Origin of the sequence: Nocardioides eburneiflavus (assembly GCF_004785795.1) — a bacterium.
GTDB lineage: Bacteria > Actinomycetota > Actinomycetes > Propionibacteriales > Nocardioidaceae > Nocardioides > Nocardioides eburneiflavus.
Window position 1 is genome coordinate 3,019,585 of sequence record NZ_SRRO01000001.1, and the last position, 22,424, is coordinate 3,042,008.

General features: G+C 70.4%; 24 protein-coding genes and 1 tRNA gene. 20 read left to right on the forward strand and 5 right to left on the reverse strand.

Features of this window, described 5'->3' with window-relative positions:
- The first annotated feature begins 42 nt into the window (after window positions 1–42).
- The 5 genes from EXE59_RS14235 to EXE59_RS14255 all read left to right on the forward strand — a co-directional run bounded on the left by EXE59_RS14235 (window position 43) and on the right by EXE59_RS14255 (window position 5,807).
- Window positions 43–1,443: a glycine--tRNA ligase gene (locus EXE59_RS14235; RefSeq protein ID WP_135839497.1), complete on the forward strand. Its 1,401-nt coding sequence runs from the start codon at window positions 43–45 to the stop codon at window positions 1,441–1,443.
- Between the two features lie 48 nt (window positions 1,444–1,491).
- Window positions 1,492–2,145 (forward strand): hypothetical protein, encoded by a 654-nt coding sequence (locus EXE59_RS14240; protein ID WP_135839498.1) that lies wholly within the window; start codon window positions 1,492–1,494, stop codon window positions 2,143–2,145.
- Window positions 2,146–2,182: 37 nt separating this feature from the next.
- Entirely contained in the window at window positions 2,183–3,325 is a 1,143-nt protein-coding gene (dusB, locus tag EXE59_RS14245) for a tRNA dihydrouridine synthase DusB (RefSeq protein WP_135839499.1), read from the forward strand.
- A gap of 306 nt (window positions 3,326–3,631) precedes the next feature.
- Window positions 3,632–4,426, forward strand: a complete 795-nt coding sequence (locus tag EXE59_RS14250; protein WP_484213859.1) for a VldE C-terminal domain-containing protein — start codon at window positions 3,632–3,634, stop codon at window positions 4,424–4,426.
- A gap of 64 nt (window positions 4,427–4,490) precedes the next feature.
- Entirely contained in the window at window positions 4,491–5,807 is a 1,317-nt protein-coding gene (locus tag EXE59_RS14255; RefSeq protein WP_135839501.1) for a deoxyguanosinetriphosphate triphosphohydrolase, read from the forward strand.
- 12 nt (window positions 5,808–5,819) lie between these two features.
- Here the strand turns inward: EXE59_RS14255 and EXE59_RS14260 are convergent, their stop codons facing one another.
- Genes EXE59_RS14260 through EXE59_RS14270 form a run of 3 tightly spaced genes read right to left on the reverse strand, consistent with a single transcriptional unit; the run spans window position 5,820 to window position 6,877 of the window.
- Complete coding sequence (locus EXE59_RS14260) at window positions 5,820–6,167, reverse strand: YtxH domain-containing protein (protein ID WP_210428999.1); 348 nt, start codon at window positions 6,165–6,167, stop codon at window positions 5,820–5,822.
- Window positions 6,168–6,222: 55 nt separating this feature from the next.
- A complete protein-coding gene (locus EXE59_RS14265; protein ID WP_135839502.1) occupies window positions 6,223–6,477 on the reverse strand; it encodes a DUF3618 domain-containing protein in 255 nt (84 codons plus the stop codon).
- Window positions 6,470–6,877 (reverse strand): phage holin family protein, encoded by a 408-nt coding sequence (locus EXE59_RS14270; protein ID WP_135839503.1) that lies wholly within the window; start codon window positions 6,875–6,877, stop codon window positions 6,470–6,472. Before EXE59_RS14270 ends, EXE59_RS14265 begins: the two co-directional genes overlap by 8 nt.
- Window positions 6,878–7,014: 137 nt before the next feature.
- Here EXE59_RS14270 and dnaG point away from each other — a divergent pair, with 137 nt between their 5' ends.
- The 3 genes from dnaG (at window position 7,015) to EXE59_RS14285 (ending at window position 9,553) form a co-directional block, all read left to right on the forward strand.
- Entirely contained in the window at window positions 7,015–8,916 is a 1,902-nt protein-coding gene (gene dnaG, locus EXE59_RS14275; protein WP_135839504.1) for a DNA primase, read from the forward strand.
- Window positions 8,916–9,428 (forward strand): hypothetical protein, encoded by a 513-nt coding sequence (locus EXE59_RS14280; protein ID WP_210429000.1) that lies wholly within the window; start codon window positions 8,916–8,918, stop codon window positions 9,426–9,428. The genes dnaG and EXE59_RS14280 overlap by 1 nt, the downstream gene beginning before the upstream one ends.
- Before the next feature lie 52 nt (window positions 9,429–9,480).
- A tRNA-Asn gene (locus tag EXE59_RS14285) sits at window positions 9,481–9,553 on the forward strand.
- Between the two features lie 185 nt (window positions 9,554–9,738).
- Here EXE59_RS14285 and EXE59_RS14290 read toward each other — a convergent pair.
- Window positions 9,739–10,857, reverse strand: coding sequence for a site-specific integrase (locus EXE59_RS14290; RefSeq protein ID WP_168218518.1), 1,119 nt, complete (start codon window positions 10,855–10,857; stop codon window positions 9,739–9,741).
- A gap of 153 nt (window positions 10,858–11,010) precedes the next feature.
- Window positions 11,011–11,214 (reverse strand): helix-turn-helix transcriptional regulator, encoded by a 204-nt coding sequence (locus tag EXE59_RS14295; RefSeq protein ID WP_135839506.1) that lies wholly within the window; start codon window positions 11,212–11,214, stop codon window positions 11,011–11,013.
- Window positions 11,215–11,635: 421 nt separating this feature from the next.
- Between EXE59_RS14295 and EXE59_RS14300 the strand changes: the two genes are divergently transcribed.
- The 12 genes from EXE59_RS14300 to EXE59_RS14355 all read left to right on the forward strand — a co-directional run bounded on the left by EXE59_RS14300 (window position 11,636) and on the right by EXE59_RS14355 (window position 22,351).
- Window positions 11,636–12,082, forward strand: coding sequence for a helix-turn-helix domain-containing protein (locus tag EXE59_RS14300; RefSeq protein ID WP_135839507.1), 447 nt, complete (start codon window positions 11,636–11,638; stop codon window positions 12,080–12,082).
- Window positions 12,083–12,404: 322 nt separating this feature from the next.
- Window positions 12,405–13,085: an SAF domain-containing protein gene (locus tag EXE59_RS14305; protein ID WP_135839508.1), complete on the forward strand. Its 681-nt coding sequence runs from the start codon at window positions 12,405–12,407 to the stop codon at window positions 13,083–13,085.
- Window positions 13,086–13,088: 3 nt separating this feature from the next.
- Complete coding sequence (locus EXE59_RS14310) at window positions 13,089–13,943, forward strand: CpaE/TadZ family protein (RefSeq protein ID WP_135839509.1); 855 nt, start codon at window positions 13,089–13,091, stop codon at window positions 13,941–13,943.
- A complete protein-coding gene (locus EXE59_RS14315; protein ID WP_135839510.1) occupies window positions 13,940–15,679 on the forward strand; it encodes a TadA family conjugal transfer-associated ATPase in 1,740 nt (579 codons plus the stop codon). The genes EXE59_RS14310 and EXE59_RS14315 overlap by 4 nt, the downstream gene beginning before the upstream one ends.
- A complete protein-coding gene (locus EXE59_RS14320; protein ID WP_135839511.1) occupies window positions 15,676–16,593 on the forward strand; it encodes a type II secretion system F family protein in 918 nt (305 codons plus the stop codon). Before EXE59_RS14315 ends, EXE59_RS14320 begins: the two co-directional genes overlap by 4 nt.
- Window positions 16,590–17,507 carry a type II secretion system F family protein gene (locus EXE59_RS14325; protein ID WP_135839512.1) on the forward strand — a complete coding sequence of 306 codons (918 nt, stop codon included), beginning with the start codon at window positions 16,590–16,592 and terminating at the stop codon, window positions 17,505–17,507. The genes EXE59_RS14320 and EXE59_RS14325 overlap by 4 nt, the downstream gene beginning before the upstream one ends.
- Window positions 17,508–17,562: 55 nt before the next feature.
- A complete protein-coding gene (locus EXE59_RS14330; protein ID WP_135839513.1) occupies window positions 17,563–17,769 on the forward strand; it encodes a hypothetical protein in 207 nt (68 codons plus the stop codon).
- Window positions 17,770–17,777: 8 nt separating this feature from the next.
- Complete coding sequence (locus tag EXE59_RS14335; RefSeq protein WP_135839514.1) at window positions 17,778–18,173, forward strand: TadE family protein; 396 nt, start codon at window positions 17,778–17,780, stop codon at window positions 18,171–18,173.
- Window positions 18,170–18,628, forward strand: a complete 459-nt coding sequence (locus tag EXE59_RS14340; RefSeq protein ID WP_135839515.1) for a TadE/TadG family type IV pilus assembly protein — start codon at window positions 18,170–18,172, stop codon at window positions 18,626–18,628. The genes EXE59_RS14335 and EXE59_RS14340 overlap by 4 nt, the downstream gene beginning before the upstream one ends.
- Window positions 18,625–19,071 (forward strand): TadE/TadG family type IV pilus assembly protein, encoded by a 447-nt coding sequence (locus EXE59_RS14345; RefSeq protein WP_135839516.1) that lies wholly within the window; start codon window positions 18,625–18,627, stop codon window positions 19,069–19,071. The genes EXE59_RS14340 and EXE59_RS14345 overlap by 4 nt, the downstream gene beginning before the upstream one ends.
- The gene (locus EXE59_RS14350) at window positions 19,068–20,372 is read left to right on the forward strand and encodes a LysM peptidoglycan-binding domain-containing protein (protein WP_135839517.1); all 1,305 of its coding nucleotides are present in this window, start codon (window positions 19,068–19,070) and stop codon (window positions 20,370–20,372) included. The genes EXE59_RS14345 and EXE59_RS14350 overlap by 4 nt, the downstream gene beginning before the upstream one ends.
- The gene (locus EXE59_RS14355) at window positions 20,363–22,351 is read left to right on the forward strand and encodes a hypothetical protein (protein ID WP_135839518.1); all 1,989 of its coding nucleotides are present in this window, start codon (window positions 20,363–20,365) and stop codon (window positions 22,349–22,351) included. Before EXE59_RS14350 ends, EXE59_RS14355 begins: the two co-directional genes overlap by 10 nt.
- Window positions 22,352–22,424 lie beyond the last annotated feature (73 nt).

Here is a 22,424-nt window from a genome sequence, read left to right on the forward strand (position 1 = left end):
GAGCCGGCAGCCAGCCGGCCCGACCACTGAAGGACATCCACCGTGGCCAAGCCCGCACCCACCGCCCTGGACAACGTCGTCTCCCTCGCCAAGCGTCGGGGTTTCGTCTTCCCCTGCGGTGAGATCTACGGCGGCACCCGCTCCGCCTGGGACTACGGCCCGCTCGGCGTGGAGCTCAAGGAGAACATCAAGCGCCAGTGGTGGCGGTCCATGGTCACCCGCCGCGACGACGTCGTCGGCCTCGACTCCAGCGTCATCCTGCCGACCCGCACGTGGGAGGCCAGCGGCCACCTCAGCACCTTCAGCGACCCGCTCGTCGAGTGCCAGTCGTGCCACAAGCGCTTCCGCGAGGACCACCTCCAGGAGGACTACGCGGCCAAGAAGGGGATCGACGACCCCGACACGGTCGACATCAACGAGTCGATCGCGTGCCCCAACTGCGGCACCCGCAACGCGTGGACCGAGCCGCGAAACTTCAACATGATGCTCAAGACCTACCTCGGCGTCATCGAGGACGAGTCGGGCCTGCACTACCTGCGTCCCGAGACGGCCCAGGGGATCTTCGTCAACTTCGCCAACGTGGTGACCTCGAGCCGCCAGAAGCCGCCCTTCGGCATCGCCCAGATGGGCAAGAGCTTCCGCAACGAGATCACCCCCGGCAACTTCATCTTCCGCACCCGCGAGTTCGAGCAGATGGAGATGGAGTTCTTCGTCAAGCCGGGCGAGGACGACGAGTGGTTCCGCTACTGGATCGAGGAGCGCACCCGCTGGTACGTCGACCTCGGCATCGACCCCGACAACCTCCGCCACTACGAGCACCCCGAGGAGAAGCTGTCCCACTACTCCAAGGGCACGACCGACATCGAGTACCGCTTCGGGTTCTCCGGCCGTGACTTCGAGGAGCTCGAGGGGATCGCCAACCGCACCGACTTCGACCTCAAGCAGCACAGCGAGTTCTCCGGCAAGGACCTGTCCTACTACGACCAGGCCGCCGACGAGCGCTACATCCCCTACGTCATCGAGCCCGCAGCCGGGCTCACCCGCTCGCTGATGGCGTTCCTCATCGACGCCTACACCGAGGACGAGGCGCCCAACACCAAGGGCGGCGTCGACAAGCGCGTCGTGCTCAAGCTCGACCCGCGTCTCGCGCCGGTCAAGGTCGCGGTGCTGCCGCTGAGCCGCAACGCCGACCTCTCGCCCAAGGCCAAGGCGCTCGCCGCCGAGCTGCGCCAGAACTGGAACGTCGACTTCGACGACTCCGGTGCGATCGGTCGCCGCTACCGACGCCAGGACGAGATCGGCACCCCCTACTGCGTGACCATCGACTTCGAGACCCTCGACGACGACGCCGTCACGATCCGCGAGCGCGACACCATGTCGCAGGAGCGGGTCAGCCTCGACGGCATCACGCGCTGGTTCGCGGAGAAGCTCGTCGGCTGCTGAGCCGTCCGTACGCCCGATCCGGGCGCGGCGACGTGCCAGAGTGTCGCCATGCGGCGCACCCTCCTCCTGACCGTCGCGCTGGGAGTGGTCCTGGCGGCGTCGGCGTGCTCGAGTAATGAGCCCGAGACGTCCACGCCTCCGGCGACCGGCGCCACGTCCGACGGCAGCGAGCCCGGGACCGAGCCCGGCACCCAGCCCGGCACCGAGCCCGGCACCGAGCTCGGCTTCGGTGACTCCGCAGTGCTCGCCTGGCAGCCGACGCAGGAGCTCGCGGGTGAGCTCGAGCTGACCGTCGAGGCGGTCGCCGAGCAGCCGCAGTCGGTCTTCGACGGGTGGACCCGGGACGAGGCGATGGCGGTGGCCCGGCCCTACTTCGTGACGGTCACGCTCGCCAACGTCGGCGACACCGACCTCGGCGGCCAGGACGTGCCGCTCTACCTCCGCGACACCCGCGGGACCCTCGGTGCTCCGTGGACCCTGGGCGGCGACTTCACCGCGTGCCAGAGCGGACCGCTGCCGGTGCCCTTCGAGGCGGGCGCCGAGGCCGAGATGTGCCTGGTCTACCTCGTGCCCGACGGCGGGCGGGTCCGCGACCTGGTGTTCGAGCCCACCGAGGGCTACGACCCGATCACGTGGTCCGGCGACGTCGACGAGCCCGTACGTCCGCGCAAGGACGGCGGGAAGAGGCGCGGTCGCGGCTGATTTGGGCAGGGGCGGGACCGGGTTCGACAATGGGTGGGTGACCGCCGCGCTGCCCGACTCGCTGACCCTGGGGTCGGTGCACGTCGACACCCCTGTCGTCCTCGCGCCCATGGCCGGCATCACCAACGCCGCCTACCGCCGGCTCTGTGCCGAGCAGGGCGCCGGTCTCTACGTCTGCGAGATGATCACGAGCCGGGGTCTCGTCGAGGGTGACGAGACGACGAGGAAGATGCTCGTCTTCGACGACCTCGAGACGGTGCGGTCGGTGCAGCTCTACGGCACCGACCCGGTCTACATCGGCAAGGCCGTGGAGATCCTCTGCGCGGACCACGGCGTCGCGCACGTCGACCTCAACTTCGGCTGCCCGGTGCCCAAGGTGACCCGCAAGGGCGGCGGGGGAGCGCTGCCGTGGAAGCGCGGGCTGCTCGGCGAGATCCTCGAGCACGCGGTCGCGGCCGCGGCGCCCTACGGCGTGCCGGTGACGATGAAGACCCGCAAGGGCCTCGACGACGACCACCTGACCTATCTCGACGCCGGCCGGATCGCGCAGGAGAGCGGCGTCGCGGCGATCGCCCTGCACGGGCGTACGGTGCAGCAGGCCTACTCCGGCGAGGCCGACTGGGACGCCATCGGTGCCCTCGTCGACCACGTCGACATCCCCGTGCTCGGCAACGGCGACATCTGGGAGGCCGCCGACGCCCTGCGGATGGTCGAGCAGACCGGCGCCGCCGGCGTCGTCGTCGGCCGCGGCTGCCTCGGGCGCCCCTGGCTCTTCCGCGACCTCGCGGCGGCGTTCCACGGCGAGGCCGTGGCGACCCTGCCCACGCTGGGCGAGGTCAAGGCCATGATGCGCCGGCACGCCGAGCTGCTCTCCGAGCACATGGGGGAGGAGCGTGGCTGCAAGGAGTTCCGCAAGCACATCACCTGGTACCTCAAGGGCTTCCCGGCCGGCGGCGAGCTGCGCCACCGCCTGGCCCTCGTCGACTCGCTGGCGAGCCTCGACACGCTCCTGCAGGACCTCGACGACACCGCGCCGTTCCCCGAGCGCGAGCTCGGGACGCCGCGTGGCAGGCAAGGTGCGCCGCGCAAGAAGGTGGTGCTCCCCGAGGGCTGGCTCGACGACACGGACGGGCGCGGCGCACACGTGCGCGAGGACGCCGACGAGACCACGGGAGGCTGAGCGCTCCCACTCGTGCATCCGTGCCGGGTGAGCCGGAACACGCGCGTTTTTACCGTGGAGAATTGGGTCAGGCCGAGAATCCTGTGCTTCACTCGATGATCGCGTCGACGTGGGCACGAGTTCTTCCCCCGTTTTCCGGGCTCGTGGATCGGCGCAGTCCCCCGTCAGCAAGTGCAAAGGATCAGCGCTGTGGCTCAGCATCGCCACAAGCGGGAAACCCCTGCTACCCCCCGTTCGAAGTCCATCCCCCGATCCGTCCAGGTCGCCGCACCCCTCGCCGTCGTGGCGACGCTGTCCGCAGTGACCATGGGCGTCCTCGCGGCCGAGCCCGCGACCTCCGGCGAGCACCTCCTCGCCTCGTCGAGCACCACCTCGCAGTCCATCTCCGACGCCGCGTCGAACAGCACGGCGCTGAGCCGTCGCGGGGAGACCACCGTCTCGCGCTCCCAGATCCGCACCGCGGCCCGCGCCGAGGCGGCCGTCCGCAAGGACCTGAGCGTCGACAAGCAGGCACGTCGCCTCGCCAAGAAGCTCGACGCCCAGCTCTGGACCACCGAGACGCTCAACCTCTGGTCCGGGCCGAGCGAGAAGTCCGAGAAGCTCGGCGAGATCGCCGCCATCGAGCAGGTGACCGTGACCGGTCGTGAGCAGGCCGGCCGCACCCAGGTCGTCATCGACGGTCAGTCGCGCTGGGTCACCTCCGACTACCTCAGCGAGGACAAGCCGAAGCCCGAGCCCGAGGGCCCGGCCCTGGGCGGTTCGTGCTCCAACGGCTCGTCCATCGACGCCGGCCGCGCGTCCCTCTACGAGATCCACGACGTGGTCTGCTCCAACTGGCCGGAGATCACCAGCTACGGCACATGGCGTGGCGACGGCGACCACGGCGAGGGCCGTGCCATGGACATCATGATCAGCGGGGAGACCGGCTGGGCGGTCGCCGACTTCCTCCGGGCCAACTACTCCGCCCTCGGCATCGAGTACATCATCTACGCCCAGAACATCTGGTCCGTGGACCGTGCCGGCGAGGGCTGGCGCGGGATGTCCGACCGCGGCTCGACGACGGCCAACCACTACGACCACGTCCACGTCACGGTCTACTGACGTCCCAGCGTCGAAGGACCGCCGTCGACGCAGCGTCCTCGGTCCTCGCTAGGCTGACCGGCCGATGAGCATCGAGGACCTGTACGACGACGCCGCGCGCGAGCGCCTCGTCGCTGAGCCACCCAAGCGGGTCGACGCGCCCGTACGCCTCGCCTTCGAGCGCGACCGGGCGCGCGTCGTCCACGCGGCGGCGTCACGCCGCCTCGCAGCCAAGACGCAGGTGGTGGGTCCGCAGACCGACGACTTCGTGCGCAACCGGCTCACGCACAGCCTGGAGGTCGCCCAGGTCGCCCGTGACCTCGCTCGCGCGCTCGGCACGCACCCCGACATCGCCGAGACCGCCGCGCTGGCCCACGACCTGGGGCACCCGCCGTTCGGGCACAACGGCGAGCGGGCGCTCGCCGGCCTCAGCGCCGACTGCGGGGGCTTCGAGGGCAACGCCCAGACCTTGCGCCTGCTCACCCGGCTCGAGTCGAAGACCTTCGACGCCGAGGGACGCTCGGTCGGTCTCAACCTCACCCGGGCGACGCTCGACGCCTGCACCAAGTACCCCTGGAGCCGGGCGGACGCCTCCGGACCGCACGGCGTCCACGCCGACGGCACGCCGCGTGTGGTGGTCAAGTTCGGCGTCTACGACGACGACCGGCCCGTCTTCGACTGGCTCCGCGCCGGCGTGGAGGGGCGCCGTCGCTGCATCGAGGCCCAGGTGATGGACCTCGCCGACGACGTCGCCTACTCGGTGCACGACGTGGAGGACGGCATCGTGGCCGGCCGGCTCGACCTCACCCGCCTGGACCGCGACGCCCTCTGGGAGACAGTCCGCTCGTGGTACCTGCCGGGTGCCGACGACGCGACGCTCGATGCAGCGTTGGCCGACCTGCGCGCGATCGGGAGCTGGCCGGGCTCCGCCTACGACGGCAGCAGGCGGGCCCTCGCCGCGATCAAGAACCTCACCAGCGACCTCGTCGGTCGCTTCTGCGGGAGCGTGCAGCGGGCCACCTTCGCCGCGACGGCGGGCGAGCCCCCCGTACGGCATCGCGCCGACCTCGTGGTCCCCGAGGCCACCGAGGTGGAGATCGGCGTGCTCAAGGGCATCGCCGCCCTCTACGTCATGCAGGCCGACGGTCGCGTCGCCCTCATGGAGCGCCAGCGCCAGCTGGTGGCCGAGCTGGTCGAGGGCCTGTGGGCCCGCGGGGTCGACGCGCTCGACCCGGTCTTCGTCGAGGACTGGGACACCGCGGTCGACGACGCCGCCCGTCGGCGCGTGGTCATCGACCAGGTCGCGTCCCTCACCGACGCCAGCGCCGTCGCACGCCACGCGGCGCTCGCCTCCTCGGGGGTCGGGAGGCGAGCGCCGCGCGCGGACCTGGACCCGGGCTAGGGCAGACCCGGGCTAGGGCAGGTCGCCCTGCGGGTAGGGGTTGTCCTGCCGCGCGGTGCTGTCGGGGTGCAGCTGGTCCTCCAGGTCGGAGCTGCCGGACCGGTGGTCGCCGTTGCTCGACGGGGTCACCTTGTCCGCGGCACTGCTGGCGGCCGAGGCGACCTTGTCCTTGACCACGGGCGCCTTCTGCTGCGCGGTCTCCTTCACCACGTCGGCAGCCTGGTGCGCCTTCTCCTGCACCCGTGGGTCGTCCTTGACGCGCATCGCGGTCTTCTTGATCTGTTCGTAGCGCTCGCGTCCGGCGCGGGTGCCGAGCACGTAGCCGACACCTCCGGCGACGAGCAGCATGAGCTTCTTCATGGGGGTCTCCCTTCCCTGTCGGTCAGTGATGGGTCAGTGGCGGATCAGTGGCAGGTCAGTGGCGGCCGCGGCGTCGCCACAGGAGCAGCACCACGGCCATCGCGACGAGCGAGCCGGCGGCGGCGATCACCTCGTTGCGCGGGCGTCCGTCGTCGGTGGTGGCGGAGTCCTTGAGCGCCGCGACCTTGTGCTGCGCCTGCGACTTCACGTCGAGCTTCGCGGCCAGCTCGTCGACGGTGCCCGCGAGCTGCTCGCGCTGGAGCGCGATCTCCGCCTCGAGCTCTTCCGGCGTCTTGTGCTGGTCACTCATGGTGGTCTCCCTTCACCGTCGCGATGTCCTCCTTGAGGCCGTGGATCGCGCGCTCGGGCGCGGCCGGCGTGGCCTCGGCCACCTTGTTCTTCCCGACCAGGCCGGCGACAGCGGCCCCGGCGAGCAGGACGAGCGCCACGAGCAGGGCGGCCAGCCAGGCGTCGACCACGTGGGCGAGCCCCAGGATGGCAGTGGCGACGAGTGCTCCGAAGGCGAAGAACGCGAGGAGCCCGGCCACGCTGAACATGCCGATCCCGATCCCCGCGCGTCTGCCCTTCTGGGCGACCTCCGCCTGGGCGAGCCGCATCTCCGAGCGGATCAGCTCGGGGATCTGCTGGGACAGCTGGTGGACGAGTGCTCCGAGAGTCTGACTCTCCGGCGCTCCATGCTGAGAGGTCATCTTCCGACCTTCGCAGACGTGTTGGACGGGCACCAGCCGCTCACGCCCCAAGGGGTGGCCGACCGCGCGCAGTCGGCGATCCCGGGGATGTGGAGACTCCCCGCCGCTCGTGGGAGCTCGCCCGTAGACTCCCCGGCGTGGCAGGCCGGATTCGCGACGACGACATCGCCGAGGTGCGCGAGAAGGCGCGGATCGACGACGTGGTCTCCGAGTACGTCACGCTCAAGCGCGCCGGCGGCGGCTCGCTGAAGGGCCTCTGTCCGTTCCACGACGAGAAGACGCCGTCGTTCAACGTCAACCCGGCCCGCCAGTTCTTCCACTGCTTCGGCTGCGGCGAGGGCGGGGACGTCATCTCGTTCCTGATGAAGGTGGACGGACTCACGTTCACCGAGTCGGTCGAGCGGCTCGCGGAGAAGTACGGCGTCCAGCTCCGACGCGAGGACGGCGACGACGAGCCCGTACGTCCCCGCGGGCCGGCTCGTGGCCGCCTGATCGAGGCCCACAAGGTCGCCCAGGTGTTCTACGCCGAGCAGCTTGCCGGCCCCGACGCGGTGGTCGCGCGCCAGTTCCTCCACGAGCGCGGATTCGACCAGGCCGCCGCCCTCATGTTCGGCGTGGGCTTCGCCCCGCGCGACGGGGAGGCGCTGACCCGCCACCTGCGCGGGCGCCGGTTCACCGACGAGGAGTCGGTCGCGGCCGGGCTCGTGGCGCACGGCCGCTCCCACTACGACCGCTTCCGCGGCCGGCTCGTGTGGCCGATCCGCGAGGCCAACGGCGACACCATCGGCTTCGGTGCCCGCCGGATCTTCGACGACGACCGGATCGAGGCCAAGTACCTCAACACCTCCGAGACCGCGATCTACAAGAAGAGCCAGGTGCTCTACGGCATCGACCTCGCGCGCACCGCGATGAAGGACAGCCAGCAGGCCGTCGTCGTCGAGGGCTACACCGACGTCATGGCCTGCCACCTCGCCGGGGTGACGACCGCCGTCGCGTCTTGCGGCACCGCCTTCGGCACCGACCACGCCCGCGTCCTGCGCCGCTTCCTCGGCGACCACGGCACGACCAGCGGCGAGGTCATCTTCACCTTCGACGGTGACTCCGCCGGCCAGAAGGCCGCGATGAAGGTCCTCGACAGCGACCAGGTCTTCGCGTCCCAGACCTATGTCGCCGTCGCGCCCGAGGGCATGGACCCGTGCGACCTGCGGCTCAAGGAGGGTGACGAGGCCGTGCGCGAGCTGGTCGCGAGCCGGCAACCCCTCTACCGCTTCGCCCTCGACAACATCCTCACCCGCCACGACCTCGACCGTGCCGACGGCCGCGTCGACGCGCTGCGCGACGCCGCCGGACTGGTGGCGAGCATCCGCGACAAGACGAAGGTCGAGACGTTCTCCCGCGAGCTCGCACACATGGTGGGCGTCGACCTCGACCAGGTCCGCGAGGAGGTACGCCGCGCCGCCAGCCGGCCGGCCCGGACCGACGAGCGGCGCCCCGTACGCTCCGCCGAGCCGTCGCAGGCGCCCCAGCCGCCGCGACCGGCCCTGCCGAGCCTGTCCGACCCGCGATTCCAGATCGAGCGCGAGCTGCTCAAGCTCATCATCCAGCACCCTGCGGGTGTGGGGCGCACGACCGCGCACGTGACCGGCGCCGACTTCACCCACCCCACGTTCCAGGGCGTGTGGGAGGCAGTGACGGCAGCGGGCGGGCCCGCCTCGGGCGTCGACGACGCCGGCTGGGCCAACCGGGTCCGCGGTGCTGCGACGGATCCGGCGGTGATCGCTGCGGTCACCGAGCTCGGCGTCGAGCCGGTCCGCGGCACCTCGGACCCCAACCCGACCTTTGCGGTGGCCTACGTCTACCGGCTCCAGGAGCTGACCACGTCGCGCCGCATCGCCGACGTCAAGGCGCGCCTCCAGCGCACCAACCCGGTCGACCAGGCGCTCGACTACAACCGCATGTTCGGCGAGCTCGTCATGCTCGAGCAGCACCGGCGCAAGCTGCGCGAGGGTGCAGTCGGACCACCAGGAGGACAGCCCTGATGCTCCCGGTCAGCTGGCGGAGGCGATCCACGGTCCCGCAGATCGAGGTCGGCCGTCGCGAGAAGGTCCTCGCGGTGACGACGGCTGCCGACGGTGCCGTCGTCGCCGGCACGCGCGACGCGTTCTACCTCGCACGCGACGGCGAGACCCGACGGGTCCCGTGGGAGCAGGTGGAGGCGGCTGGCTGGGACCGGGACACCGACACGTTCCAGCTCTCCGAGGTCGGCTCGTGGGGGGAGCAGCGGCCCGTCCACACCGCATCACTGGCCGACCCGGGCCGCCTGCTCGAGCTGGTCCACGAGCGAGTGACCGCCAGCATCGTCCTCCAGCGCCACGTCCCGGTGGCGCACCGTCGCGGCCTGCGCGTCATCGCCCGCCGCGCGCCCTCCGGGGAGGGTGGCGTGCACTGGGTCTACGAGTACGACGAGGGCGTCGACCCCGACGACCCGGCCGTGCGGGCGGCCGCTCGTGAAGCCCTCGAGCTGGCCCGGCGCGACGTCGGGCTGCCCTGATTTCACCCGTGGTGACGAGGCTTGCTAAGGTTTCGCCTCGCTGCACAAGCGATCCCCTGTAGCTCAACTGGCAGAGCATTCGGCTGTTAACCGGAGGGTTGTTGGTTCGAGTCCAACCGGGGGAGCGGGAAGAGGGCCTCTGACCTGGGCAAACGCCCAGGCAGGGGCCCTCTGAGATTTGAATCTGATGGCGAAACTGTCCAGAAACAGGCCAGAAACGCCCGTGGCCAAGGCCCCGAGAACGCGCTGCGCGGAGGCAGAATGCACCCGGGGATCGGGCGCTCCCGGGGGACTTCGTGGGGCGACACTTTCAGGTGACGGGCCGGAACTTCTCGAGATGGACCGTCAGATCGGGCGCCACCTTGGCCTTGTGAACGTAGAAGTCGCGGGTGATGTCACTGTCTTCGTGACCAAGTTGAGCCTGGGCAGCGTCGATGCCCACTTCACGGTCAATGAGGGTGGCCACTGACCTGCGGAAGGTGTGGAAGGTGACCCAGTCGTAGGCGGTGTCGTCGACTACCTGGTTCCACATCCGCTCCCAGTTCGAGATCTGCCGCCAGCTTCCGCGGCGGGTCGGGAACACGGCGCCGTGCGGGTTGGCGTGGTTCTCGACCTGACGCCGTAGCAGGATCCCGACGGCGAACGGTGGAAGAAGCAGAGTGCGGTAGCCGGCGCTGGACTTGGTCCACGGTTGCCGGAAGGTGCCCTCACCGGTCTCGGTGATGATGGTTCCGGACACGGTAAGTGTGGGAGGCGTGGCTCCCAGATCGATCTCGGAGTAGATAAGCGCGCCGATCTCGCCGATGCGACAGCCGGTGCCCAGGATGAGGTCGACAGCGTCCATGAGATCGGTGGTCGGGCGTGGGCCCGGTCGCTTGCTGCTGGTCGACTCTGCGACGAGGCTGCGAACGTCCTGGATCTGGTCCATGTCGAGGTACTCGATCTCGCGTCGCGGTTTCGAGATACGCGCAACGTCCCGCACCGGGTTCGAGGCGATGACGTCGTGCCGAACGGCCACGGCGAACATCCCGTGGAGGACCTTGCGGAGCATCGTGGGGCTGAAGCCAAGCGCGGCTCGATCTTTTACGACGCGGTCAAGGGTGCTCGTCCTGCAATCGCGCAGCCGTCGCTCGCCGATCACGGGCACGATCTGGTTGTTCACCGTGCTGCGGTACGCCTTAAGGGAGTTCGTAGCGACCTGCTGCGCCTCCTTCTCTCGCAGCCAGAAGGCTGCGAGTTCAGCCACCGTGGTTAGCGGCGTGAGCTCGTTATCGCTGGCCTCGGCTCCGTTGAGCTCTTGGAGCTTCCTGATGAGAGCGGTGCGAGCAGCCTGGGCGCTATCAGCGCGGGCGCGGAGGCGTGCCACTCGGCCACTGAAGTACACATAGTTAGCGGAGGCCTCATAGGTGCCGGCGGCGGTCTTGGACACGCCGACCGCGCCCCATGTGCCTGGCGGCATCGGCGGGCGGGGCATCAGCCGACCCCACTCGATGTGGGCGGGGCGATCGCGAACGGGTACTTGCCGATCATGCGGGCCTTCCGGATGGCGCGTTGTGCGGTCTTTCGTCAGAGGGTAGGCGTGCTAGGCAGTGCGCGGATCGGTGTGTTGGTCTAGGTAGGTCTCCACCTCCGTGCGTCGGTAGCGAAGAGCGCCGCCGACCTTGATAGCCCGAGGGCCCTGCTTGCGGGTGCGCCACTGGTAGAGCGTGCCTCTGGGAATCCCGAGCCATTCTGAGACCTCGTCGATGGTCAGGAGTGGGTCGTAGCCCGCCGTCACGATCGACATCGCCGGGGCTTCTACTTGTCGGTCGACCCGTGTATCGCGGGCTTTGCGAGCACGTTCTGACGCTTCACGTGCTTGTTTCTGTGCTGCCGTCGGTCGTGGCATCGGGCATCCACTCCCTTTCTCTCGCCGGTGACTGCTTACGGTCACCTAGGGGAAGGAAGGGGCCCGCAGCGATCAACGCAGGACGAACGCGTCCGCACTGACCCATGCGCAACGGACCCGCTGTGTGATGCCGCTGGACGGATCGCCCTGCGCCTCCGCGTGGAGTCGGTAGCTGCGGCAAGGCGGTCTTCGACATAGTTCCTCGCCGTGGTGGGGCGCCCCCGGACCGGTGCCTGCCGTGGTCCGGGGGCCGCGTCCACGAGCACCATGCTGGCGCCGGCGATGGGTGGAGAACGCTGGCCGGTAGGGTGCGTCGCTGATGGTTTCCGGCATCGATCCTTCAGAACTGCGTGCGGCCCGCGAGAAGGCGGGTCTGACACAGCACGAGCTCGCGCGTCTCGTCGGTGCGGCCGGGGGAGAGCGCATTTCGCGCTGGGAGCTCGGCACGTCAGTGCCTCGGCCAGATTTCCTGGTCAAACTCGCGAGAGCCCTCGACATCCCCACGCTGAGGCTCGTTCGCCTCGACGGTGAGATTCCCGATCTCAGGGCGCTGCGTCTGCAGGCAGGGCTCACCGTGCCCGACCTGGCTGCGGCCGTGAACGTGGCTGTGCCGACGTACTACGCGTGGGAGCAGGGTCGCTGGGCACGACTCCCTGCCTCCAGGACGCTCGAAGAGCTCGCTCGGGCATTCGGGGAGTCCGTTGAAGTGGTCGCCGCTGCGTTCAAGGAAGCCCAGCGGCAGCGCCGCCGGCTTGGAGAGATCTAGTTTCGGCTGACAAGTGAGTGCCCGTACACGGGTTTGACCGCAATCCACAGGGGCAAAATGGTCCCGGAAGAGTCGAGCGATCTGTGGTCCCATGGACTCCGGATAGTTCGGAAGCGTTGATGTTCAGTCCCGTCGGGGGGATTGGGCCGCGAGAGCTCTTCTGGTCAGGACTCGGGCGATGACATCTCGGAATCGGTCACTGTTGACAGCCGAAAGGCTCGATAGAAAGGCACTAGTGTGCCAGTATCGAGATGGGCTCATGGTGATCGCTCGGGCCCGTCTTGACACGTAGGTGATCGAGACACGAAAGGACTCGGGATCCATGTCGCTGAACACCGCACAAGGGGCCGCGGGCGAGGCGCCCCCCAACAACCGACCCAGGCTTGCTCTCAACAACAGTCCACGCCTTAAGCAGCGCCGCAGGCCGTGGGTGTTCGCACTTTGTGCAGCCCTTGTCGCCGCAGGCGCGCTGGGTACCGCGTTCGCCTTCACATCGGTCAACGACACCCAGGAGGTTCTCGTGGTCAGCCGTGACATCAAGCGCGGCGAGCCCATCGAGGCCGGGGACCTCTCGGTGGTGCGGGTGAGCGTCGACCCGGCGCTGAGCCCGGTCGCCGCGAGCAAGAGCGCCGAGCTTGAAGGCAGCCGCGCCGCCGTCGACCTGTGGGCCGGCACTCTCCTCGCCGAGGCGGCCGTCACCGAGAGTTTGGTGCCAGGGGAGGGGGAGTCCCTGGTGGGCATCAGCCTCACCCCTGCGCAGATGCCGTCCGAGCCGCTCTACTCCGGTGACGCCGTCCGGATCGTCACCACGCCCGGCGACCAAGGCGAGGTCACCAACGAGGACCCGGTCACGGTCGAGGCAGTCGTCGTGGGCGTTAGCCGCGTGCCGGAGACCGGCGGGACCGTTGTCGACGTCTCTGTCCCCGAAGGCGACGCCGCCGACCTGGCCGCCCGCGCCGCGACCGGGCGGGTGGCACTGGTCTTGGACACGCGGGAGCGCTGAGCGATGGCGCTGATCGTCCTCGCGTCCGCCAGCGGTTCGCCCGGCGTCTCCACTACGGCGCTGGGACTCACCCTCAACTGGCACCGTCCCGTGCTCCTGGTCGACGCCGACCCGACCGGGTCCTCCGCGGTCTTCGCCGGCTACTTCCACGGCACCCAGGAACCCACCGGCGGGCTGATCAATCTCGCCCTCGCGCTGCGCGAGGGGACACTGGCTGCCGCCCTTCCGCGCGAGACGCTGCTGCTGGATCCCGAGGCCCCGGCCGAGCGGGCGCCCTGGTTCCTGCCTGGCATTCGCGCCCACGAGCAGGCCCCGAGCCTGCTGCCGCTGTGGGAGCCGCTTGCCGAGCAGCTGCGCGCGCTGGACCGCAACGGCCAAGACGTCATCGTCGACGCCGGCCGGCTCGGTCTGGCGGGTTGGCCGCAGCCGGTTGTCGCTGCCTCCGACTTGACCCTGCTGGTCACCCGCAGCTCGCTGCCCGCGCTGGCCGGTGCCCGCTCGTGGGCCAAGATGCTGCGCGACCAGTTCGCCGCCGCCGGGGGCCTCTCGCGACTCCGCCTCCTTCTCGTCGACGAGGACCGCCGCTGGCCGGCGATGCCCACGGGCGTCCCGCGGGTGCGTCCCTACACGCCGCGCCACATCGCCAAGGCGCTCCAGATCTCCGTCGCAGCATCCGTGGGCTGGGATCCCGAGGCCGCGGAGGTCTACTCCCACGGCGCCCGCAAGCCCCGCAAGTTCGAGTCCTCCGACCTGGTGCGCAGCTACCGCACCGCAGCGTCCCTGATCCACTCCGTCCTCACCTCCCACCAGGCCGCCCTCGCCCACCCCACCTCACTTACGAGCGGAGGCCGCGCATGAGCACCAACGGACAGCCCGGAGCCCAGGACCCCGAGCCGCTCCGCGCCGACGAATGGCTCGCGGCGCGACACGCAGACCAGCCCGGCGGTACTGGGCAGCGCTCCCCGTTTGCCCGCGGCCGCGGCACCAACGGCAACGCGCCGGCCACGCAGCCACCGCCGCCGCCGGGGCCGGGGCCGACCAGCGAGGACCACGACCCGACGTCGCTGCCGATCTTCGCCGGCGCCTGGACCAGCGAGGATCAGCTGCCGGGTCGCACCCGCTCGGACTTCGCCCTCCGCCCGCTCGTCGCCAGCCCCGACGACCAGCCGCACGCGATCGCCGCCACCGACTACTACGACGGCGTCAGCGTGGGGGAGGTCGAGCTGGACTGGGAGCTCATCGCCCAGTACCGGACCGAGATCTCCTCCCGGCTGACCGCCCGGCTGGACAAGGAAGGCGGCCGGGTCACCGACGATGACCGCGAGCAGATGGGCCTCGACGTCATCGAGGAGTTCCTCAAGTCCGAGGCCGAGACTCTCGTCTCGACCGGCCGTCCGCCGTGGAGCCGCCAGCAGGAGAACGCCCTCAAGGCCGCGCTCAAGGCCGCGCTGTTCGGTCTGGGCCGGCTGCAGCCGCTGGTCGAGCGCGAGGACGTGGAGAACGTCATCGTCATCGCCCGCGGCCCGGCGTGCGCCGTGTGGCTGGAGCTCGTCGACGGCACTCTGGTCGAAGCAGCCCCGATCGCCGACTCCGAGGACGAGCTGCGCGAGTTCCTCGCCGACCTCGGCTCCCGGCAGAACCGGCCCTTCACCGAAGCGCGTCCGCACCTGGACCTGCGCCTGCCCGGCGGCGCCCGGCTCGCGGCCGGCTCCTGGGTGATGGCCTACACCTCGGTGGTGATCCGCCGGCACGGGATGCGCGAGGTGTCGATGGACGAGATGGTCTACGACCGCAAGGCGTGCGGCGCGGTCCTGGCCGACTTCCTCGCCGCCTGCGTCCGCGCCGGCAAGAGCATCGTCGTCTCCGGGGTCCAGGGCTCGGGCAAGACCACCTGGGTCCGCGCGCTGTGCTCGTGCATCCCGCCGTGGGAGATGATCGGCACCTTCGAGACCGAGTTCGAGCTGCACCTGCACGAGCTGGTCGACCGGCACAAGATCGTCCACGCCTGGGAGCACCGGCCCGGATCCGGCGAGGTCGGCATCGACGGCCGACAGGCCGGTGAGTTCAGCCTCGAGGAGGCCATCCACCACTCCTTCCGGTTCAACCTCGCCCGCCAGATCGTCGGCGAGGTCCGCGGCCCGGAGGTCTGGAACATGCTCAAGGCCATGGAGTCCGGCCCGGGCTCGATCAGCACCACCCACGCCCGCAGCGCCGAGCACACCATCGAGAAGCTCGTCTCCTGCGCCATGGAGAAGGGCCCGCAGGTCACCCGCGAGCTCGCGATCAGCAAGCTCGCCGCCGCCATCGACATCGTGATGTACCTGCGCTCCGAAGTCGTCCCCAACGGCGACGGCACCTTCCGCAAGCACCGCTGGGTCGAGGAGGTACTGGTCGTCCAGCCGAGCATCGACGCGGCCCGCGGGTATGCGACCACCCCGATCTTCGCCCCGAACCAGCTCGGCCACGCCGTCGCCACCGGCAAGCTCGACAACTTCCTCGCCCAGGAGCTCGCCCGCCACGGGTTCGACCTCGAGGCGTACAAGGCCGAATCCGCTGCCTACGAGGGGGCAAACCCGGGGGTGGCGATCTCATGACCGCCTTCCTGCCCGCCGTCTCCGGGGCGCTCATCGTCACTGGCCTGATCGGCATGGTCTACGCGCTGATCCCCGCACCGCCGAAGCCGCCGCGGCCCGCCCGGACCGTCACCCCGTTGGGTCGGGCGGGTGGCTGGTTCGCCCGGCTCAACCCGCGCACCCGGATGCTGGTCATCGGCGGCGCTGTCGCCGGCCTCCTGGTGGCCCTGCTGACCGGCTGGGTGATCGCGATCGTGCTCGTCCCGGCCGCGATCGTGGGCATCCCGTTGCTGCTCACGCCCCCGCCGGCGGCCGCGAGCGTCGAGAAGCTCGAGGCGCTCGAGGAGTGGACCCGGTCGCTGTCCGGCAAGCTGACGGCCGGACAGTCGCTGCGCTCGGCTCTCGTCAAGTCGCTGCAGTCGGTGCCGGCGCCCATCGAGCGCGAGGTCGGGCTGATGGTCTCCCGGCTCTGGAACAACACCGCGACGACCGAGGACGTGCTGCGAGCCTTCGCCGAGGACCTCAACGACTCCACCGGCGACGTGGTGGCCAGCCAGTTGATCCTCGCCGCCAGCGGTCGCGGGCAGGCCGGCCTGGCCAAGGCGCTGGACGCCCTCGCCGAGACCGTCGCCGCCGAGGTGCGCGCCCGCCGCCAGATCGCCGCCGACCAGGCCAAGCCGCGCACCACCGCCCGCACGGTCACCGTGATCACCCTCGGCGTCCTGGGCCTGCTCGCCCTGACCGGCGACTACATCGAGCCGTACGGCAGCCCGCTCGGCCAGGTCATCCTCGCCGTCTTGCTGAGCGCCTACGTGGCCGCGCTGCTGTGGATGCGCCGGATGGCGGTCGCCAAGCCGCTCCCGCGCTTCCTCGACCTCCAGGCCCGCAACGCGCACCGAGCGGCGCACGGGGAGAAGCAAGGAGCACTCGCATGACCGGCCTCCAGCTCGCGCTGGCCAGCGCCACCCTCCTTGGCCTCGCCGTTGCCCTGCTCGTGTGGCGCCTGGCCCCGTCCGACCCCGACCTCACCGACGCCCTGGACCGGCTCTCGCCCGGCCACGTCGTGCCCCGCCGCAGCGCCGGCCCGCTCGGCGTCGAGGAGAGCACCGAATCCGGCTCGCTCGTCGACCGGGTCGGCGTGTGGGCGATCAAGAACCTGCCCGGGGGAGCGTGGGCACACACGCCCCGCAAGGACCTGGCCATCCTCCAGATCAGCGAGACCAGGTTCTACGGCGAGAAGGTCGTCTGGGCGCTGCTCGGCCTGGCCATGCCGCCGCTGTTCGCGGCGTTCTTCGCGCTGATCGGGCTCCCGCTCCCGTTCGCGATCCACACCTTCGGGTCGCTCGGGCTCGGCGCACTGTTCTGGTTCATGCCCAACTACAACGCCACTGACGACGCCAAGAAGGCCCGCATCGAGTTCAGCCGCGCCCTGGGCGCCTACATCGACATGGTCGCCACCGGAGTCCGCGACGGCTCCAGCGGCCAGCAGGCGCTCCGTTCCGCGGCCGAGGTCGGCGACACCTGGGTGTTCAAACGGATCGAGAGCGAGCTGCGCCGCGCCCGCTACATGACCCGCGCCCCCTGGGACTCCCTGCACGGGCTCGCCGATGACCTCGGCGTCCCCGAGCTCGACGACCTCGCCGACATCATGCAGCAGTCCGGCCAGGACGGCGCCCAGATCTACAGCAACCTCCGCGCCCGCGCCGCCGCACTCCGCTCGGCGATGCTCAGCGCCGAACTCGGGAAGGCCAACGCCGTCTCCGAGCGCATGTACATCCCCGCCAGCCTGCTCGGCATCGTCTTCATGGCGATCCTCGTCACCCCGTCGATGCTCCGGCTCGCGACCTAACACAAACGCCATCCCCGGACACCCCGAACTCCACCACCCAGAAAGGAACAACCCGATGTTGAAGTTCCTCATCACCCTTCAGGTGACGGCCCTCGCCGTGATCGCCAGCATGGACGACCGCATCGTCAAGCACCGACGCGGCGAGCGCGGCTCGGTCACGATCGAGCAGGTCATCTGGGCCGGCGCGGTCATCCTCATCTTCGGCATCGTCGTCGCCGCGATCACCGCATACGTGACCAGCGAGGCCGGAAAGATCCAGTAGGTCCATCCATGTTCTCCAGCTCTCGCCGCCGACGCCGGGACGAGCGCGGCTCAGTGGCCCTCCAGATGGCCTTCCTGATGCCGGCGCTCTTCGCGGTGATGTTCCTCGGTGTCCAGGGCGCGCTGTACTACCACGCCCGCGAAGTAGCGCTCGCGGCCGCGCAGGAGGGCGCACGCGAGGCGGGCAGCGAGAACGGCACCCACGAGTCCGGAGTGGCGACCGCGAACGGCTTCCTCCAGGACGCCGGCGGATCCGACGTGATGACGTCGACCAGCGTCTCCGGGACACGGACCACGACAACGGCCACGATCACCGTCACCGGCAAGTCCATGAGCGTGATCCCAGGCTGGCACGTGACCGTCCGCCAGAGCGCCAGCGTCCCGGTCGAGAGGCTCACCGAATGATGGGGCAGAGCATCTGGGCACGCGCCTTCAACCGCATCCGGGACGAGCGCGGATCGGTGGCCATCGAGGCCGCGATCGGCGTCCCGGCGTTCGGGCTGTTCGTGGCGATGATCATCCTCGGCGGCCGCGTCGAGATCGCCAAGCAGTCCGTGGAAGCGGCCGCCTACGAGGCGGCACGGGCGGCCTCGATCGAGCGAACCCGGAGCGAGGCGATCGGCGCAGGCAGGTCCTCGGCCGCAAGCAGCCTGCAGGACCAGGACGTGAACTGCACCAGCACGAACATCACGGTCAACGCTGCGGCGTTCAACGCACCGATCGGGGACACCGCCCAGGTGAACGTCACGGTGACCTGCACCGTCAACCTGTCGGACCTGAGCATCCCCGGCGTACCCGGCACCCGCACGATCACCGCAACCGCGAGCAGCCCCGTCGACGCCTACCGGGAGCGCCGATGATGAGGCACCCGGCCCAGAAATTGTTGCGGCGACAGCGCGACGAGCGCGGCGCCATCAGCGTCTGGTTCGCCACCGCGTCATTGGTGATGATCATCCTGGTCGGGATGACCGTCGACGTCGGCGGCAAGGTGCACGCCCAACAGCAGGCCCGCAGTGCCGCGGCCCAGGCCGCCCGCACCGGAGCCCAGGAGGTCCAGGGCTCCGCGGTGCGCGGAGGGGACCTGCACGTCGACATCACCGCCGCCAAGTCCGCCGCGCAGAGCTACCTCAACGCCGCCGGCGTGGAGGGCAGCGTCACCGTCGTCAACGGCGACACCCTCATCGTGCGCACCACCGACACCTACGACAGCAAGTTCCTCGGGATCATCGGGCTCGACTCGATGAGGGTCACCGGGGAGGCGTCTGCACGGCTCATCCGCGCCCAAGGAGGCACCGAACAGTGATCACTGCGCAGAGCACGCCCACCAGTCCCACTGCCGGCCAGCGGCTGACCGGGCTCCTCGCCACGGTCGCCGTCCTCGGCATCATCATCGGCCTGCCGGCTCTCTTCCTGGCGATCGGAGCCAACCCGATCCCCGACCAGCCGCCGAGCTGGGAGAGCGTCAAGGACGCACTCCTCGCACCCGACGACGGCACCCTGATCCTGGGCCTGTTCAAGGTGATCGGCTGGACCGCGTGGGCCTTCATGACCCTCAGCCTGGTGGTGGAGACCATCGCCCGGCTCCGCAGGGTCGAGGCGCCCAAGCTGCCGGGTCTTGGCCGTCCGCAGGCCGCGGCCCACGGACTGATCGGACTCGCTGCCCTGCTGTTCATCGCCGCGCCCATCGCTGCGCCGATCGCTGCGCAGGCCGCCAACGCCGGCCCGGCCGCCGCGTCCGCGCCAGCGGCGGTGGGCCATGTCCAGGCCGGGACCGTCGACCAGACGCCCGCCCAGCACGGCGTGAAGGGCGAGGCGAAGCAGGAGCGTGCGACGGTCGATCACTCGGTCAAGCCGGGGGAGAGCCTGTGGTCGATCGCTGAGGACCACTTCGGTGACGGCGCGCGCTACAAGGAGATCGCCGAGCTCAACCGCGACCTCATCGGCTCCCGGCCCAGCTTCCTCGAGCCCGGCTGGGTGCTCAAGCTGCCCGCCCCGAACAGCGGAGCGCCCTCCAACACCAACTGGCACGCCTACACCGTGCAACCCAACGACACACTCAGCGACATCGCCTACGACGAGCTCGGCGACGCCGACCGGTGGCCGGAGATCTACAAGGCCTCCACCGGCATCACCCAGCCCGGCGGCGCCCACCTCGCCGACCCCGACGTGATCGACGTCGGCTGGAGGCTCACCATCCCCGGAGCCCAGACACCTGCCGGCCACGACGACCGGCAGCAGCAGCCGCAGCCTCGCGAGGACAAGCCCGAGACCCCCGCCGAGTCCAAGACCGAGCAGCAGCCGGTCGACACGCCGGCCGAGGAGACTCCGCCGGTCCCCGAGACCGAGGCCCCGGAGACCGCCGCGCCCGAGGTCCCGCAGGCCGAGGAGCCGAGGGCGCCGGCCGCCGACGTCGACCAGGTCGACGAAGCCGACGACTCGATCCTCGAGGCGCCCTGGGTCCTCGCCGGTCTGACGGGCGGGGGCGTGCTGCTGTCCGGGGCACTGCTGATGGCGCTGCGGTCCCGTCGGCGCTCCGCCTACCGGAACCGGCCGCCGGGTCGAGCGATCGCCGCCCCCCGCCCGAGCTGGCGCCGGTGGAGATGACGCTGAATGCGACCGGTGCCGCCGCGGCCGCCACCGTGGAGTTCGCCGACGAGGCCTTGCGGCGCCTCGCAGCCGCGGTCGGAGCCCAGGGCGTCACGATGCCGCCGCTTGCGGCCGTCGAGCTCGCGAAGGGCAAGCTGACGCTGCACCTGAGCGCCCCGGCCGCCGTCCCGTTTCCCTGGGTGGGCAGCCCCGACCAGACCCACTGGCAGGTCAGCACGGACACTGCGGTGGAGGACCTCGGCCCGGACACCGGCAGCGTCGAGCCGCCCTACCCCCTTCTGGCCACCATCGGCATGAGCGACACCGGCGAGACCTGGCTGCTGAATTGCGAGGAGCTCTCCACGCTCACCATCAGCGGCGACCGCAACTACGGCCGCGACTTCGCCCGTCACCTCGCCGCGCAGCTGGCCGTCAACCCGTGGTCCCGCCGCGTCCAGGTCGACTGCATCGGCGTGGCCGAGGAGACCGTCGCCATGGACGAGCGGATCACCTGCTACCCGACCGGTGCGGCCGGGACGCCCGCGACCGCGGAGATCCTCGCCGCCGCGGTGACCACCGTCGACCGAGCGAAGCGACACGACACCGATGTGTCCACGGCCCGCACCGGCAGCGTTGACGACGACACCTGGCCCGCCAGGATGCTGCTCCTCGATGCCGCAGCCGGAGACCCCGACGACCTCGACCAGCTGCTGCAGCTGGTCAGCGATCACGTCGGACAGTCCGCGACCTCCATCGTCGTTGCCGGCGAACGCCCGAACACGCCCGGCGCGGTGCTGCACATGACCAACACCGGTCGCGTCGTCCTCGAGCACGCCGGCCTCAACCTCATCGCCGTCGGCCTCACCAGCGACGAGGCCCGCGGCTGCGCCTTGGTCTACGCCCAGAGCGAGACCCCGGAGTACGTCGACGCACCCGTGGACGAAACCGCCACCCACGGCTGGGAGGCCTACACCGACTCCTCCGGAGCTCTGCGCCGCCAGTACACCCTGCCCCGCAACACCCCCCAGGGAGCCGTCGACGAGCCCCTGTCCTCCCTGCTCGAGGGCGAGGACGAGGAGTACATCCGCGAGAGCGCGATCGTGCAGGAGGACCTCGAGGCCCTGGCGCCGAAGGTGCCAGCCCACGTCCGCGCCGAGGTCGAGGAGAAAGACCCCACCCTCGACCAGGACATCGCCGACTGGTTCTCGCCCAACTGCGACCACCCGCGGCTCACCCTGCTCGGCCCGGTCACCGCACGCACCCACGGTAAGGCCCTCGCCAAGCGCAAGCCCTACTTCACCGAGCTCCTGGCGTTCCTCGCCCTGCACCGCAAGCACGGCGCCACCCGCGAGCAGATCCGCGAGGCCTTCTCCATCTCCGACGGCAAGGTGCGCGACTACACCAACATCGTCCGCGACTGGCTGGGTCCTAACCCCCGAACCGGCGAGGACCACCTGCCCTACGCGGACAAGGCACCGGCCGCCAAGCTCACCGGGGTCAACGTCTACCAGGTCGACGACGGCCTGCTCGTCGACCTGGACCTGTTCATCCGCCTCCGCAAGCGCGGGCAGAGCCGAGGCGGCGCCGAGGGCGTCGCCGACCTCTGCACTGCGCTCGAGCTCGTCGGGGAGGCCCAGCCCTTCAGCCAGCTGCGCGAGGAAGGGTGGGCCTGGCTCGCCAACGAGCCTGACCGCGTCGACCTCATGGCGGGCGGGTGGATCGCCGACGTCGCCCTCATCGTCGTCACCGAGGCGCTCGCGGCCGGCGACCTGATCAAGGCCCGCTCCGCCGCCTACGTCGCCAACCGCGCCGACCCCGACGGCGAGAGCACCCGACTGTGCCTGGCCCACGTCATGAAGGCCGAGGGCCACCAGCTCGAGGCCGACCGGATCCTGCGCGAAGAGATCTGCAACCGGTCCGACGACGGCGACGCACCCATGGAATTGTCGGAGCGCACGAAGACCATCATCCGTACACACGGCTGGCTCGCGAGCTGACTCGGGAAGGGAGCACCAGCACACGACAACGTTCGACCAGGAACTCACAGGCCGATACGCCGCGGCCGGCGGC